The sequence below is a fragment of the Paenarthrobacter sp. NPDC089714 genome, assembly GCF_044748905.1.
Taxonomy (GTDB): domain Bacteria; phylum Actinomycetota; class Actinomycetes; order Actinomycetales; family Micrococcaceae; genus Arthrobacter.
Genome location: NZ_JBIVGX010000004.1, coordinates 320919 through 334387 on the forward strand (window position 1 = coordinate 320919; position 13469 = coordinate 334387).

The following is a 13469-nucleotide window of genomic DNA, read 5'->3' on the forward strand; positions in this document are numbered from 1 at the left end:
CTGGGGCCATGAATGCCGAAGTGATCGTGACCATCCTGTGCGGCTTGGCGATTGCTGTTGGCGTCGCGGGAACCATCATCCCTGTGCTGCCGGGCAGCATTCTCATCGGTGTGAGCCTGCTGGCGTGGGCCATTTGGGGCGGCGCGGGCACGCTGGGCTGGGTGGTGTTTGGCATCGGCTTGGTGTTCGTCGTCGCGGGGATGGCGGCCAGTGCTGTGTTGACCGGACGCAAGCTGAAGCAGCACGGGATTCCCAACCGATCTGTCCTGGTGGGTGCGCGGTCCAAGGGGCAGGTGATGGCCGATACTTTGGTGGAGCGGTTGACCGGGACTCCGGGTGGTGTCGCGGGGGTGCACGTGGAAGTGGTGATGACGGATCGGACGTTGTTGCAGGGTGATAGTGAACCGGCGAGGTTGAAGGGCTACGGCATCGTCCCGGCCGGCTGGGCGCGGGAGTTGATCAAGAACGGCCCCGACAACGACCCGGCCACACCCGCCCGTCAAGTGGCGGGCGGCGACCCGGCAACACGTGCCGGGCATGAGGTCAGCGACCCGGCCACACGTGTCGGGCGGGAGACGGGAAGTGACCCGGCCACACTCGTCGGGCGGGAAGCCGGCAATGGTCCCGAAAGGCCTCCCGGGCCATCCGGGCCTGCCGGGTCTGTCGGGCCGCCCGTGGCTGCCGCGAGTGAGCCGGGCGCCGGTGATGCCTCAGGCCTCCAGTCCGATTTCGATGTCTGGATCCGGCGGCTGTACACGGCGCCGGGAACCAACGAGCTGCTGGCCACCGATTCCAAGGCCAGGTTGTTCCCCCAGGGGATGCGCAGGTTCATCCAGACCCGTGATGACACGTGCCGCACACCTTACTGCGACGCGCCCATCCGCCACTACGACCATGTCCTGGCCTGGCACTCCGGCGGAAAGACTTCTCTGGCCAACGGCGCAGGGCTCTGCGAAGCCTGCAACCACACCAAAGAAAACCCCGGCTGGAACACCAAGCAACTCCACGAGGCGCACAAGGTGGACCTGACAGCTCCGGCAGTTGGGACAGCTTTGGTGGGTGGTGCAAGGCAGTCGCTTCAGCCACGCAGGGCCGGCCAGTCCACCGAGCAAAAGCAAACAGTCCTGTCCAGCCAGCCCGGCCGGACCTTCGAAATACAGACACCCACCGGCCACCGTTACACCTCCATGCCCCCACCACTTCCCGGCTACTTTCAGGAGGCCGTCCCCCTGGCAACGGTTGACCGCTTCACCCCGATGCCAGACGGGGCATCGAGGTGAAGGGTGGTTGGAATCGGGTGTTCGTGCGCGGCTGCGTGGCGTTCCGCACTGCGTTGATTCGTCTAGCCGAGCGCCGGAACCTTGACCTGGGCCGGGCGGAACTTCGCCCCGGCTCCGGGGAACAGCGGTACGTCGATCCTTGCGAGAGTGTGGATCTCCTGGACTGTGGCCTTGGTGTGGGCAGCGATCTCAGCAAGGGTGGTGACCCACATGCCGTCGAGACCTTTGACCCGCTCGATCAATTGCTCCAACGCGACTGCCCTGGACGGCCTTCCGGAAATGAACGGGTGGTTGGTCAGGACGAAGCAACTGCCCTGGGCATGGTGGGCTTCGGCTTCAAGCGTCCACATTTCCAAGGCCTTGGCAGGGCTCTCGATCACACCGCTGCCGGTGACACCAGGGTAGAAGCCGTACTGCTCCCAGTCGTCCAGTGCCCAGTCGACGGGAATCTCCACGATGTCCCGGGAGTCACCATCGGCGACGCCCAGGCGGTAGGGGGCATCGCCGTCGAGCAGGCTCGAATCATAAAGGAAGCCGCGGTCCGCCAGCAGCGCCGGGGTGTGCCAGTTGAGCTCCCACCAGGGAGCCCGATAGCCGAGGGGCCGGACTCCGGCAACCTTGTTCAACGCCTCCAGTCCACGATCGAGGTAGCTGGCTTCCGTCGCGGCGTCGATGCCTTGCATGGGCTCGTGCAGGTATCCGTGGTGGGCGATTTCGTGGCCGGCGTCGGCGATCCGGCGGACGATGTCCGGGTAGCTCTCCGCCGTGAATCCGGGGATGAAGAACGTGGCCTTGATGTCCTGGCGGTCCAGGATCTGCAGCAATCGCGGCACGGCGATCCGTGGGCCGTAGGACTGGTGGCTCATGAGCGACATACGTCGGGTGCTGGTGGGGTCGTGGGCGATGGTGCAGGATTCGGCGTCCACGTCGAAGGTGAACGAGGCGGCGGCCCTGAAGCCTTCCGGCCAGGCGATCGGATGCAGGGAGTCTGCGAATGCGGGCTTGTTCATGAGGTGTCCTTCGCGATAGTCAGGCTGCCGGTTCCGGCGTGGAAGCCGGCGTGGAAGCCGGCGCGGGCTGGGTGGCTGAGACGTGGTTGGAATCTGCCAGCAGGAACTTCCGGTGGGCCTTCGGTCCCAGGAGGGCGTAGGCGGCGGCGCTGGTCAGGCCACCGGCCAGCCAGGACAGGTCCCAGCCGCCCAGGGCAACGGCGAAGGGTCCCTGCATGATGGGGATCAGGCCGTACATGAAGAGCCAGGTGGCGAAGATGCCTGCGAGGAGGGAAACGATGCCGGCCCAATTGACCACGGGCAGTCGGTGGGTGCCGACGGGATCGAAGAGGCGCTCCACTTTGGCCGGCCAGCGCTTCTCGAGCCAGAAGTAGTGCACCAGCATCACGCCGCCCCATGCGGCAACCCAAGCAACCAGGCCGATGAGCCAGGCGTCCAGCACGGCGGCGAAGTCCTCTTGGAAGATGAAGAAGATGACGGCCGCCAGGGAGAAGACGCCCACGAAGAGGTTCAGCTTGCGCCGGTTGATGTTGATGTCCAGGGCCTGGGTAGCTACGGAGAACGTGTAGATATTGAGGATGTTGGTGGCAATGGGTCCGTGCAGCACCATGAGGAGGACAGGGAGCGCCAGGACGCCGAAGTTCTGCACGATCAACTTGCCGGGGTCGATTTCGCCGCTGTTTGTGGCCAGGCTGGCGCCGAGGACGCCGAGCCACACCACGGGGATGAACTGGCCCAGGACTGATGCGAGGTAGACCTTGCGCTTGGGGACCGAAGTGCTGACGAAACGGGAGTAGTCGGCGGCATAGGTGAACCATGTGATGCCCCAGCCGATGCCGATGGCCGTCATGACCGCACTCATGGCGGCAATCCGGTCCGATCCTGTCAGGATGTTGCCGGCAGGCCCGGCGTAGCCCCAATCGATCTTCATTCCGAACCAGGCCACGGCGGACATGACGGCGAGGATGAGGATGGTGGGCGGAACGGTCCAGCGCTCGAAGGCCGCGATGGCCTTGTAGCCGAACCACGCGATGGCCACCTGTGCGGCCATGATTGCCGTGGCGACACCGATCTTCCATCCGTAGTTGTGGGCAGCGGGATCCACCCACCCAAGGGTTCCGAAGAGGGCCATGACCAGGTCCAGGATGATCCACGTGTTGACCGCGCACCAGCCGATCACCAGGAGTGCCTGGATGGCCGCCGGGAGGTAGTTGCCGCGTCGGCCGAATGCGGCCCGGGCAAGGACCATGCCAGTGGCCCCGGTTTTCTGGCCCAGGAGAACAAAGCATCCGAACAACAGCATGCCAATGAGGTTGCCCAGCACCAGGACGGTCACGGTGTCCGCGAAGCCCAGGCCCAAGTGTATGCCGAGGGCTCCGAGCACCCAGTTGATGGGCGCGAGGTTGGCGCCGGCCCAGATCCAGAATTGCCCGGAGACCCTGCGGGTGCGGTCTGCTTCGGGAATGGGTTGGAGCCAGGCTTCGCTGTCGTGGCCCGGCGCCGTTGCCGGACCTGACTGCGCCTGGCCAGGGTTTACTGGTTCCGAGTGCGCGGGGGAGAGGTTGTCTTGCATGGGAGAGCCTCCGTGTGTGAAAGGGACACTCTCAGATTATGTGTGCCACATCACAGCAACAAGATACGATGTGTCTAAAGGAATTCCATCTAGAGTGACGGAGTGTCATGTCAGTTCTGCTGGGTGAGGCGCTCACCTACGCCAGCCTCAAAGCCGCCGAACCTCTGCTCCTCAACGAGGTCCCCGACGCGCTGAACCGGCCCGTACGCTGGGTCCACTCCAGCGAAGTCCTGGACATCGCACCCCTCCTGAACGGCGGCGAACTGCTCCTCAGCGGTGGGCAGGCGCTCGCAGGAGTCACAGCGGAGCGCCAAGCAGGGTACGTCCGCGACTTGGCGGCACGGGGAATCTCGGCGCTCGCACTGGAGACAGGACCGGCCCTGCCCGCCGTCCCGCAAGCAATGCTGGACGAGGCCCAGGCGGCAGGGCTACCCGTCATCGAGTTGCGCCAAGTGGTCCCGTTCGTTGGAGTCATGCAGGAAATCAATTCGCTCCTTGTCAGTGAATCGGTGGAGCAACTGCAGCGCGGCGACCAGGCCAGCCACGCGATGGCGGCTGAGCTCGCCCACGGCGGCGGGCTGGACCAATTGCTCGCCGTTTTGGCAGAAAAGGCCGGGGTGGGCGCGAGGCTGGTATCGCCGTCGGGCCTGACACTGGGCGCTGCCGGTTCGCTGGCGACGGACGACGTCGGCTCCGTCACCTCCGTGGATGTGCCGGTGCGGGGCGTCCTGGCGGCCCGCCTTGAGCTGCACGTGCCCGACGACGGCGACAGCGGCTTGGCGCGCGTGGCGGGGGAGCGGTCCGTGGACATCCTGGGGCTGGCCCTCATGCAACGCATGCCGCCGGGCTTGAAGGAACTTGCCGGGACCGAACTCATGCGCGCCATCAAATCCGGAAGCCAGCCGTGGCAACTGCAGCAACTCGGTCCGGCCGCGGGCTTCCCTGCGGACGGTGCGGTGGCCGCCGTCGTGATCCGTACGTCGGGTGCCGGGCACCTGCGTTCCGCCGTGGACGAGGTGCTGAACCGATGCGTCGCGCACAGCGCGAGCTATGCGGACAATGCTGAGCTGATCGCTCTCGCGGCCCTGCCGGGCGACTCCGGGGCTGCCCGGAATGCGCTGCTCGAAGGGCTGCGTTCCCTGGAGGTGCCTGGGGGCTCGGCGCTTTCCGTGGGGCCGCTCGGGATGGGGATCGAGAATGCGCCGTGGTCGCTCGCGGAGGCGAGGCGGACGCTCGACCTGCCCTTCCTCGGCGCTGGGGTGGCGGATGCGGAGGCCTACGCTGTGGAACTGCTCGCGGGTGCGTCCCTGGACCCGGCCATTCGCGAAGGGTTCGTGCAGCGGCAGTTGGGCGCCGTCGTCGAGCATGACCGCTTGAGGCGATCCGGGCTCCTGGCGACGCTGACCGTCTGGCTCGATTCCGGCTGCAACACAGCCCAGGCGGCCCGTGAGATGCATCTGGAGCGACAATCCATGCACCATCGCCTGCAGCGGATCTTTGAGCTGTGTGGCGGAGACCCGCGCGGTACGGGCCGGCTCGTGGCGCTGCATCTGGCCACGCGGATGGCGCGGCTGTAGCCGCCGCAACGCGAAATCGCGGGTCCACTACCCACGACGCCGTAAATGAACAGCGAAGGGGCAGCGGACCCGCGAAGTGGAGAGCTTAGACGGTTTCCCGGACCGGCGCCTTCTCCTCGGCAGTGGGCTCGCCGCCGGGCTGGGCTGTTGGCTCGCCGCCGGGCTGGGCTGTGGGCTCGCCGCCGGCTTGGGCCAGCGTCATGCCGCGGGTCTCCTCGGCGAGGAAGAAGCAGAGGAAGAATCCGGCGGCGGTGACTACGGCAGCGATCACCATCGTGGGGCCAATGCCCCAGGCATCGATCGCGAAAGGAAGCCCGAAGGTGCCCAGCGCGGCGCCGATCCTGCTGGCAGCGGTAGTGATGCCGACGGCGCTCGCCCGGACATTGGTGGGGAACAACTCGCTCGGGTAGGCCCATTCGAGAATGCTCGGTCCGCCGGAGAAAAGAGCGTAGGCACAAAAGCAGGCAATGATGACGCCCACCGGAGCCGACGGCGCGAAACCGAGGATGAACAGCGGGATGGCCATCAGGGCGAAGCACCAGATGATGAGCGGGCGGCGGCCCCACGTCTCGATCAGTTTGAGGGCAGGGATGCAGCCGGCCAGGAAGACGAGGTCGATCACCACCGAGCCAAGGTTGGAGGCGTTGCCGTGGCCGAGTCCGAAGGACGCAAGGATGGTGGGGCCGAAGGTGTAGATCGCGAACAGCGGACCCACCTGCAGGGTGTAGAAGCCGCTGCAGAAGATGATGCGCTTGAGGTAGGGACGCTGGAGGAGGACCCGGAGGTTGACCTTGCCGGTTTCCGTGGCGGGCTTGGCTTCCGACTCGAAGACCAGGTGCTCAACGCTGAGCTGGTCTGCGAGGGCTGCCCGGAGGGAGGCCTTTGCTTCTTTGGTCCGGCCATGATGGAGGAGCCACCGGGGAGATTCGGGGGTGCCCAGTCGGACGAGGAGGACGATGGCGCCCATGAGTGCGGACGAAACGAGCATCCAACGCCAGGACTCGCCGCCGAAGAGTTCGAACATGGCGTAGCCCACCAGGGATGCCAAGGCTGCGCCGATGAACCAGCCCACCTGGAGGACGCCGAGCATTTGGCCGCGGCGCTTTCGCGGCAGCCATTCGGCCAGCAGGGAGTTGGCGATCGGGTAGTCGGCGCCGATGGCCAGGCCCATGATGAAGCGGGCGATGATGAGCTGGGTCGGGTCCTGCACGAAGAACTGCAGGACGGACCCGATCACCAGGACCCAGAGATCGATGGTGTACATGAGCTGGCGGCCGATGCGGTCGGTCAGCGGGCCAAGGAAAACGGCGCCGAGGAAGATACCGACCAAGGCCGAGGCGCCGATGAGGCTGGTTTCCAGGGCGCTGGTGTTGAAGTCGGCGGAAATGCCGATGAGGGCGATGGCGATGATGCTGAGGATGTAGCCGTCCAGAATGGGGCCGCCCATGCAGGCGGCGACAAGTTTCTTGTGGAACCGCGTGAAACGCGCTTCATCAATGGCGACGTGGATGTCCATTGAGCTCCTTTGACATGCGGGCGAGTGATGGCCCGTGATCTTGTCAACAGTCTGACGACAGTTGATATATCAAAGACTAGGATGTGATCCACCACACGGTCAATGGTTAATCCAGTGTTACCTCTGGCTCGCGACGAACTCGTTGAAATGGTGCACGTGGTCGTCCATCAGTGACTGGCTCAGTGCGGAATCCTTGGCGATGATCGCGCGGGCGATGCCGGCCAATTCCCGGGTCTGCTCCACGACTGGCGGGCGTCGCTCGAGGATCTGTGACCAGATGCGGGTGGAGAGGTGGGCGTAGCGGACCAGCGTATCCGCGAGGTGGACGTTGCCGGCGATCTCGTAGATCAGATGGTGGACTGCCAGGTTCAGGCGCATCAACTCGTTTTGGTCCACCGTCCGGCTGTCCAGGGAATCGAGGAGGGGGAGGAGCTCCTGCAGCTTGTTGGCTCCGTCAGGACGGATGTTTCCTGCGGCCAACCCCGCCGCCAATGGCTCCAATGCCTGGCGGATCTGGGCCACTTCGAACAAATCGGTGAGGTTGATGGGAGCGGCGAAGGAGCCCTTGCGTGGTTGCGTGACGACGAGCCGTTCGCTCTCGAGCTTGCTGAGCGCCTCGCGGATGGGTGTGCGTCCCATCTGCATTTCCTTGGATAGCTGGGACTCGTTGATGGCCTCATTGGGGCGGATGTCCAGCGTGATGATCCGGTCCGCGATCACCCGGTAGGCGAGGTCGGCCAAAGATTCGATGAGCTGCTCACCCCGTTCCGATTTTAGGCTCAGGAACTCAATGTACCGGCTGGTGCCGGGTCGGCGTGCGCGCGGGATAATGTGAACGCTTACGTACCTCCGGTAAATGTGAAAAGATTCAAGGAAATAGCGAATGGGCCATCGCCCTTGCCGCCCCTAATCGGCCAAAGGAGGGTCTGTTCATGGAGAGTACGGCGCTCTCGACCCGTGCCCTTGACCTGCTGCTCCTGTTGCGGGGCAGCGAGCCCGAAGGTCTTGGCCGGGCAGACCAGGTGTCCTACCAGATTGAAACCGCCATCCTCATGGGAATCCTGACGGAAGGCGACCGGCTTCCCACGGAATCGGTACTGGCGGCGGAGCTTGGCATTTCACCGATCACCCTGCGCCAGTCCCTGGCGGCATTGCGGACCAAAGGGCTGATCGAAACGAGTCGCGGACGCAGTGGGGGCAGCGTCATCCGGGGCCAGATCGAGCTGACGGACACCCAGCTGCAGCGGAAACTCAAGGAGGCCAGCACGGAATCGCTTCGCGACCTGGGCGATCTCGGGGCCGCGGTTTCCTCCATGTCTGCCAGGCTGGCGGCCAGCCGCGCCGACGCTCAGAATGTGGCCCATCTTGACGAGCTGGTACAACGCCATCGGGATGCCAAGGATGCGCGGACCCAGCGCCGCCTGGACAGCCGTTTCCATGTGGCCATCAGTGTGGCGGCGCAATCGAGCAGGCTGACGTCGGCTTCCCTCCAACTGGAGGCCGAACTGATGACGCTCTGGTGGGGCCATCCCGAGGAAGCCGGGCATCTCGAGGCGCTGGTTGAACAGCATGTGGCCATCCTGGACGCGATCCGTGACCGTGACGCTGACCGCGCGGGGACCGCTGCCGAGCGCCATTCCAGGACCGAGACCGAGTACCTGATAGCCCAGCACCTGAGATTGACGATGGAGTCCGACGGAAGTGCATGACGTGACGGTTGTACATGAAACCCTCCAGCGAACCGCGCAGGCAATCTCCACCAGTGTCGGAGGAGTCTTTGAGGGCCTTGAAGAAATCGCGGCGTCGGTTTCCGCGGTGGCCGCATCGGCGCCGGGTACTCCCCGCCGCAGCGCCTACTCCTACTTGAAGGCAGACTTTGCTGCATTTATCAGCAGTCACTCTGCGCTCATTGGCGGAGCCGGGATTGCGTACGCACCCGGCAGCCTCCCCGAGGCGCACCTCTGGCTGGAATGGTGGCGGGCCGGGCAAGGTGCGGGGGAGCCCCGGTTCGTGACGCACGACCTCAACTCGGAGTCGCTGAATTATTACGACTACACCAGCCGGGAGTGGTTCACGGCTCCGTCGGAGAGTGGCAACTCCGTGGCGGTGGGACCGTATGTGGACATCGGCGGGATCAACGTCAACCTCATCACGCTCAGTGCGCCCGCACCGACGCCGCAGGGGACGCACGTCCTGGGCTGCGACCTTGCCCTGGCAAAACTCGAAGGCGTGTTCCTTCGCGCGCTGAAGCTCCGGGATCCTTCCGTCATCCTCCTGGGTCCGAATGGTCGGGTTATCGCTTCCAATGATGCTGGAATCGCCTCCGGCACCCTGCTTCTGGAGGAGGACATGGAACGCGTGGATCTCTCCCTGGACATCGCTTCAGGCACGCCAGCCAGGCTGCCATGGAAGTTGATCTCGCTGAAGCGGTAACCCTCTCCGCAGACATCCCCGCCAGCGCCCCGCGCGCTTGGCGGGGATTTTTTTACCCAAAAGACCTATTGCATTAATCATACAATGATGTATCTTTTATATGTGACCAGGCGCACAAGGCTCTGGGATGCACCTCATAGAAACCTCTCCAGGAACTGGCGGAACCGATCTCCAGCTGCCGAGGAAGACAGCACAAGGGTCCGCGCACCGTGATCCCCCAACAAGGAAGTTCAAGCTCATGAAAGACGTAGTTATTGTCGGCGGCGGTCTCGCTGGTCTCTCGGCAGCGTGGCGGTTGCGGCACTGGGACACCCTGGTGCTCGAGTCGGAACACCGCGTTGGTGGCCGCATCCGCTCTGAACGCCGCGGAAACTACTGGTTGAACTGGGGCGGCCACGTCTTCGCTGGTGCCGGTTCCTCCACGGACTCCCTGCTCAACGAGGTTGGCGTCACCGCGGTGCAGATTCCCGGTTCGCTCCAGGCTTTGTCCATGAACGGGAAGTTCATCAAGAAGGGGCACATCGCCACCTACCCGTTCCGTATTCCGATGTCCCTGTCCTCCCGCTTTGACACGCTGAAGGCCGGCATGAAGGTTGTCAGCGGAGTGGCCAAGTACACGGGCGTGGTCCGCAAGCGCGCCGGCGAATCCGGTGCCATGCGCCAGCAGCGCATCTACGACTTCGAGAACTCCGCCTCGTTCCAGGACTTCATTGGCGATTTGTCCGAGGATGCTGCGGCGTTGTTCAAGACCACCGTGACCCGCTCCGCCGGGGACATGGACCAGATTTCCGCAGGTGCCGGCATCGGCTACTTCAGCCTGGTCCTGGGAATCGGACAGGGACTGAGCCAGGGCATCGTGGGCGGCCCGTCCACCCTCACCGAATCCATTGCCGCGGCACTGGGTGACCGGGTCCAGCTGGGTGCCACCGTCAACGAGGTAGTCCACAAGCAGGATTCCGTAGTGGTCCGTTACACCCAGGGCGGAGTGGACCGGGAAGTGGAAGCCCGCACAGTGGTTCTCGCAACCACCGCGGATGTCTCCAACAAGATCGGCGTTGACCTGCCCGAGGAACTCCGCGGCGCACTGAGCCAGATCAAGTACGGCCCGCACGTCAGCACGGCCTTCCTGACCAACGAGACCTCGGCACGTCCCTGGGATGACATCTACGCCATCGCGGCCCCCAAACGTTCCTTCGCCATCGCCCTGAACCAGGCCAGCATTGTCCGTGGCACGGAGACTGTCCGCAAACCGGGCGGCAGCTTCATGACATTCTCCCCGGCGGCGCTCGGCAAGGCCCTCCTGGACAAGAGCGACGACGAGGTCATCAAGACCCACCTCGCCGACCTCGACCAGGTCCTGGGCGGTGGCTTCGCCGACAGCGTGGTTGAAGCCCAGACCGACCGCTGGCGGGTGGCATCCCCGTATTGCTTCCCGGGCCGCGCCAAGCTCCAGTCAACCCTGATGCGCGGCACCAACCGCGTCTTCCTGGCCGGCGACTACCTGGGAACGCTCTACACCGAAAGCTCCATCACCACCGGCTTCTCGGCCGCACAGGAAGCAGCCAGCGTGCTCGCCACCCACCGCCAGGCACCCCCGGCAACAGGCCTCTCGGTCGTCGCCTGAACCCCTGAATACCCACAACACACGTACTGAAACGAGGAATCCATGTCCAAGGAACTTCGCGGCGTTCTGACCGCTCTCTCCACCCCCTTCAACCAGGACGAGACGATCGACGTCGAAACCCTGCGCAAGATTGTGGACCGCTCCATTGATGCCGGCGTCGACGGCGTCGTCGCGGCCGGCTCCACCGGTGAAGTCGGGGCCCTGTCCTCGGAGGAGCGTCTGCTCCTGATCAAGACGGTCATCGAGCAGGCCAATGGCCGCGTCCCCGTGATCGCCAACACCGGTGCCACCTCCACGGCCGAGGCCATCCGTCTCTCAAAGGCTGCCGAACAGCTGGGCGCAGACGTGCTGATGCTCATCACGCCCTACTACGAGCCGCTGACCCTCGAAGAGACTGTCACCTACATCAAGGACGTCGCACGCTCGGTGAGCATCCCTGTGATGCTCTACAACATCCCGCCGGTTACCGGCGTCAACCTGGACCCGGCAACCGTCCGCTCCCTTGCCGAGGAAGTGGAAAACATCCTCTACATCAAGGACTCCAGTGCCAACTGGGAGCAGGCACTCCAGCTCATCCACCACCACAGCGATGTGATCGGCACCTTCATCGGCTGGGACGCGTACCTCTACAGCGCCCTCGTCGAAGGCGCAGCAGGCGTCATGGCCGGCACGGCCAACGTGGTTCCTGACGAGATTGTTGCCGTCACCCGCCGGATCAACGCAGGCGACCTTGCCGGTGCCCTTGAGCTGTGGAAGGCCGTCTACCCGGTCATCGATGCGCTGCTGTCCTCGCCGTTCATTCCGGCCGTCAAGGCCGGCCTTACCCTGCAGGGCCTCCCTGCGGGATCGCCGAAGCGTCCCACGGCAGACCTCGACGCCGACCAGCTCGCCAAGGTGGAGCAGGCGCTGTCGAAGTTGGCTTCGATCAAGCAGAACATCGGATAACGCATGGGTGACTTCGACTTCGCGGAGTTCTTGTCAGGCGTTTCCGACGCGATCTGGGCGCCCATGGCCTACGTTGTCCTTGGACTGGGTATCGCCTACTCGGTGGCCACCAAGGGCATCCAGTTCCGGCGGATTCCGGATATGCTGCGCCAGCTTAAGGAGTCCGAACACGGCGATGGCGGCTTGTCCTCCTTCCAGGCACTGGTCCTCGCCTTGGCCAGCCGTGTTGGCGTGGGCAGCATCGCCGGTGTGGCCACGGCCGTCAGTGCAGGTGGCCCCGGCGCCCTGGTCTGGATGGCCATCACCGGCTTGGTTGGCTGCACCGTTGGATACGCGGAAGCCGCTCTGTCCCAGGCCTTCAAGCGCCAGGTCCTTGATGAGGACCGCAAAAAGGCCAACGAGGACATCGGCGGCATGCCGTACTACATCAAGTACGGCCTGAAGCTCCCGAAAGTCGGCGCGATCGTCGCAGTCCTCGGCGTGATCGGGTACGGATTCGTCTTCCCCGGCCTGCAGGTGAACACCATCGCTGCCAGTGCGGAAAAGGCGTTCAGCCTGCCCACCTGGGCTCCGGCGATCCTGGTGACCGTGTTGATCGGCCTGGTCATCATTGGCGGCACCACCCGCGTCGTCAAGGTCACCCAGGGCCTGGTTCCGGTCCTGGCCATCGGTTACCTGCTCCTGGCCTTGGCGGTCATCGCCATCAACGTGGACAAGGTCCCGGACGCAGTGGTCCTGATCTTCCAGTCGGCCGTCGGCATCCACCCCGTCATGGGTGGCATCGCCGGTGCAGCAGTGGCCTGGGGCGTACGCCGTGCAGTCTTCGCTTCCTCGAACGGCCTCGGTGAGGCTACGTTCGCGGCCGCCGCGGCACGTACCTCGCACCCCGGCAAGCAGGGCCTGGTCCAGACCTTCAGCATCTACATCGATGTCCTGCTGATCTGCATGGCCACCGGTTTGATGATGGTGGTTTCGGGCAAGTACAACGTCTCCGATGGCGCCGGCGGATTCCTGGCGAACAACCTCCCGGGCGTTCCCCCTGGAGCCAACTGGGTCCAGGAAGCCATCGATACGATGCTCCCGGGCTGGGGCGCCGGCTTCGTCGCCGTCGCGGTCTTGCTCTTCGGCTTCACCTGCCTCCTGGCCTACTTCTACGTGGCCAACTCCAACCTCCTGTACTTGCTGGACGGCCGGACCGGGACGGGTTGGAAGAACGTCCTGAAGATCGGAACCATGGGCATCGTGTTCATCGGGTCGATCGTCAACGCAAAGCTCATCTGGGCCGCGGGCGACATCGGCTTGGGCCTCATCGCCTGGGTAAACCTCATCTGCCTGGTGTTCCTGTTCCCGCTGGTCCGCAAGATCTACCGGGACTACGAACGCCAACGGAAGCTCGGCCTGGATCCCACCTTCGATCCGAAGGCCTTGGGCATAGAGGGAGCCGACTTCTGGGAACACGAAAAAGAAAAGTCCGCCGCTGCCGTCAAGTAGCCCCAACGCAAAGGAATTGA

11 protein-coding genes are annotated in these 13469 nt (G+C 64.5%); 7 read left to right on the forward strand and 4 right to left on the reverse strand.

Features of this window, described 5'->3' with window-relative positions:
• Nucleotides 1-8 precede the first annotated feature (8 nt).
• Nucleotides 9-1280, forward strand: coding sequence for a DUF456 family protein (locus ACIPY3_RS10290; RefSeq protein ID WP_400333451.1), 1272 nt, complete (start codon nt 9-11; stop codon nt 1278-1280).
• A gap of 62 nt (nt 1281-1342) precedes the next feature.
• On the opposite strand, the gene ACIPY3_RS10295 is transcribed toward ACIPY3_RS10290, so the two are convergent.
• Nucleotides 1343-2290, reverse strand: a complete 948-nt coding sequence (locus tag ACIPY3_RS10295; protein WP_400333454.1) for a polysaccharide deacetylase — start codon at nt 2288-2290, stop codon at nt 1343-1345.
• 19 nt (nt 2291-2309) lie between these two features.
• Complete coding sequence (locus ACIPY3_RS10300; RefSeq protein ID WP_400333457.1) at nt 2310-3863, reverse strand: purine-cytosine permease family protein; 1554 nt, start codon at nt 3861-3863, stop codon at nt 2310-2312.
• Between the two features lie 107 nt (nt 3864-3970).
• On the opposite strand from ACIPY3_RS10300, the gene ACIPY3_RS10305 reads away from it, so the two are divergent.
• Nucleotides 3971-5440, forward strand: coding sequence for a PucR family transcriptional regulator (locus tag ACIPY3_RS10305; RefSeq protein WP_400333460.1), 1470 nt, complete (start codon nt 3971-3973; stop codon nt 5438-5440).
• A gap of 85 nt (nt 5441-5525) precedes the next feature.
• Here ACIPY3_RS10305 and ACIPY3_RS10310 read toward each other — a convergent pair whose 3' ends face one another.
• Nucleotides 5526-6956, reverse strand: coding sequence for an MFS transporter (locus ACIPY3_RS10310; protein WP_400333462.1), 1431 nt, complete (start codon nt 6954-6956; stop codon nt 5526-5528).
• A 117-nt stretch (nt 6957-7073) separates the two neighbouring features.
• Complete coding sequence (locus ACIPY3_RS10315; protein ID WP_400333465.1) at nt 7074-7697, reverse strand: GntR family transcriptional regulator; 624 nt, start codon at nt 7695-7697, stop codon at nt 7074-7076.
• A 191-nt stretch (nt 7698-7888) separates the two neighbouring features.
• Here ACIPY3_RS10315 and ACIPY3_RS10320 point away from each other — a divergent pair, with 191 nt between their 5' ends.
• From ACIPY3_RS10320 to ACIPY3_RS10340, 5 genes are all read left to right on the forward strand, one after another.
• A complete protein-coding gene (locus tag ACIPY3_RS10320; protein WP_400333468.1) occupies nt 7889-8665 on the forward strand; it encodes a FadR/GntR family transcriptional regulator in 777 nt (258 codons plus the stop codon).
• Nucleotide 8666: 1 nt separating this feature from the next.
• A complete protein-coding gene (locus tag ACIPY3_RS10325; protein WP_400333470.1) occupies nt 8667-9389 on the forward strand; it encodes a cache domain-containing protein in 723 nt (240 codons plus the stop codon).
• 238 nt (nt 9390-9627) lie between these two features.
• Nucleotides 9628-11013, forward strand: coding sequence for a protoporphyrinogen/coproporphyrinogen oxidase (locus tag ACIPY3_RS10330; RefSeq protein ID WP_400333473.1), 1386 nt, complete (start codon nt 9628-9630; stop codon nt 11011-11013).
• Between the two features lie 42 nt (nt 11014-11055).
• Nucleotides 11056-11958 carry a 4-hydroxy-tetrahydrodipicolinate synthase gene (gene dapA / locus ACIPY3_RS10335; protein WP_400333475.1) on the forward strand — a complete coding sequence of 301 codons (903 nt, stop codon included), beginning with the start codon at nt 11056-11058 and terminating at the stop codon, nt 11956-11958.
• Nucleotides 11959-11961: 3 nt separating this feature from the next.
• Nucleotides 11962-13449 carry an alanine/glycine:cation symporter family protein gene (locus tag ACIPY3_RS10340; RefSeq protein ID WP_400333478.1) on the forward strand — a complete coding sequence of 496 codons (1488 nt, stop codon included), beginning with the start codon at nt 11962-11964 and terminating at the stop codon, nt 13447-13449.
• The last annotated feature ends 20 nt before the right edge of the window (nt 13450-13469 follow it).

Excerpts from the sequence above, each read along its gene's own strand:
- ACIPY3_RS10295 (WP_400333454.1), bottom strand. The coding sequence starts at position 2,290 with ATGAACAAGCCCGCATTCGCAGACTCCCTGCATCCGATCGCCTGGCCG.
- ACIPY3_RS10330 (WP_400333473.1), top strand. The coding sequence starts at position 9,628 with ATGAAAGACGTAGTTATTGTCGGCGGCGGTCTCGCTGGTCTCTCGGCA.
- ACIPY3_RS10290 (WP_400333451.1), top strand. The coding sequence starts at position 9 with ATGAATGCCGAAGTGATCGTGACCATCCTGTGCGGCTTGGCGATTGCT.
- dapA (WP_400333475.1), top strand. The coding sequence starts at position 11,056 with ATGTCCAAGGAACTTCGCGGCGTTCTGACCGCTCTCTCCACCCCCTTC.
- ACIPY3_RS10320 (WP_400333468.1), top strand. The coding sequence starts at position 7,889 with ATGGAGAGTACGGCGCTCTCGACCCGTGCCCTTGACCTGCTGCTCCTG.
- ACIPY3_RS10300 (WP_400333457.1), bottom strand. The coding sequence starts at position 3,863 with ATGCAAGACAACCTCTCCCCCGCGCACTCGGAACCAGTAAACCCTGGC.
- ACIPY3_RS10305 (WP_400333460.1), top strand. The coding sequence starts at position 3,971 with ATGTCAGTTCTGCTGGGTGAGGCGCTCACCTACGCCAGCCTCAAAGCC.
- ACIPY3_RS10310 (WP_400333462.1), bottom strand. The coding sequence starts at position 6,956 with ATGGACATCCACGTCGCCATTGATGAAGCGCGTTTCACGCGGTTCCAC.
- ACIPY3_RS10340 (WP_400333478.1), top strand. The coding sequence starts at position 11,962 with ATGGGTGACTTCGACTTCGCGGAGTTCTTGTCAGGCGTTTCCGACGCG.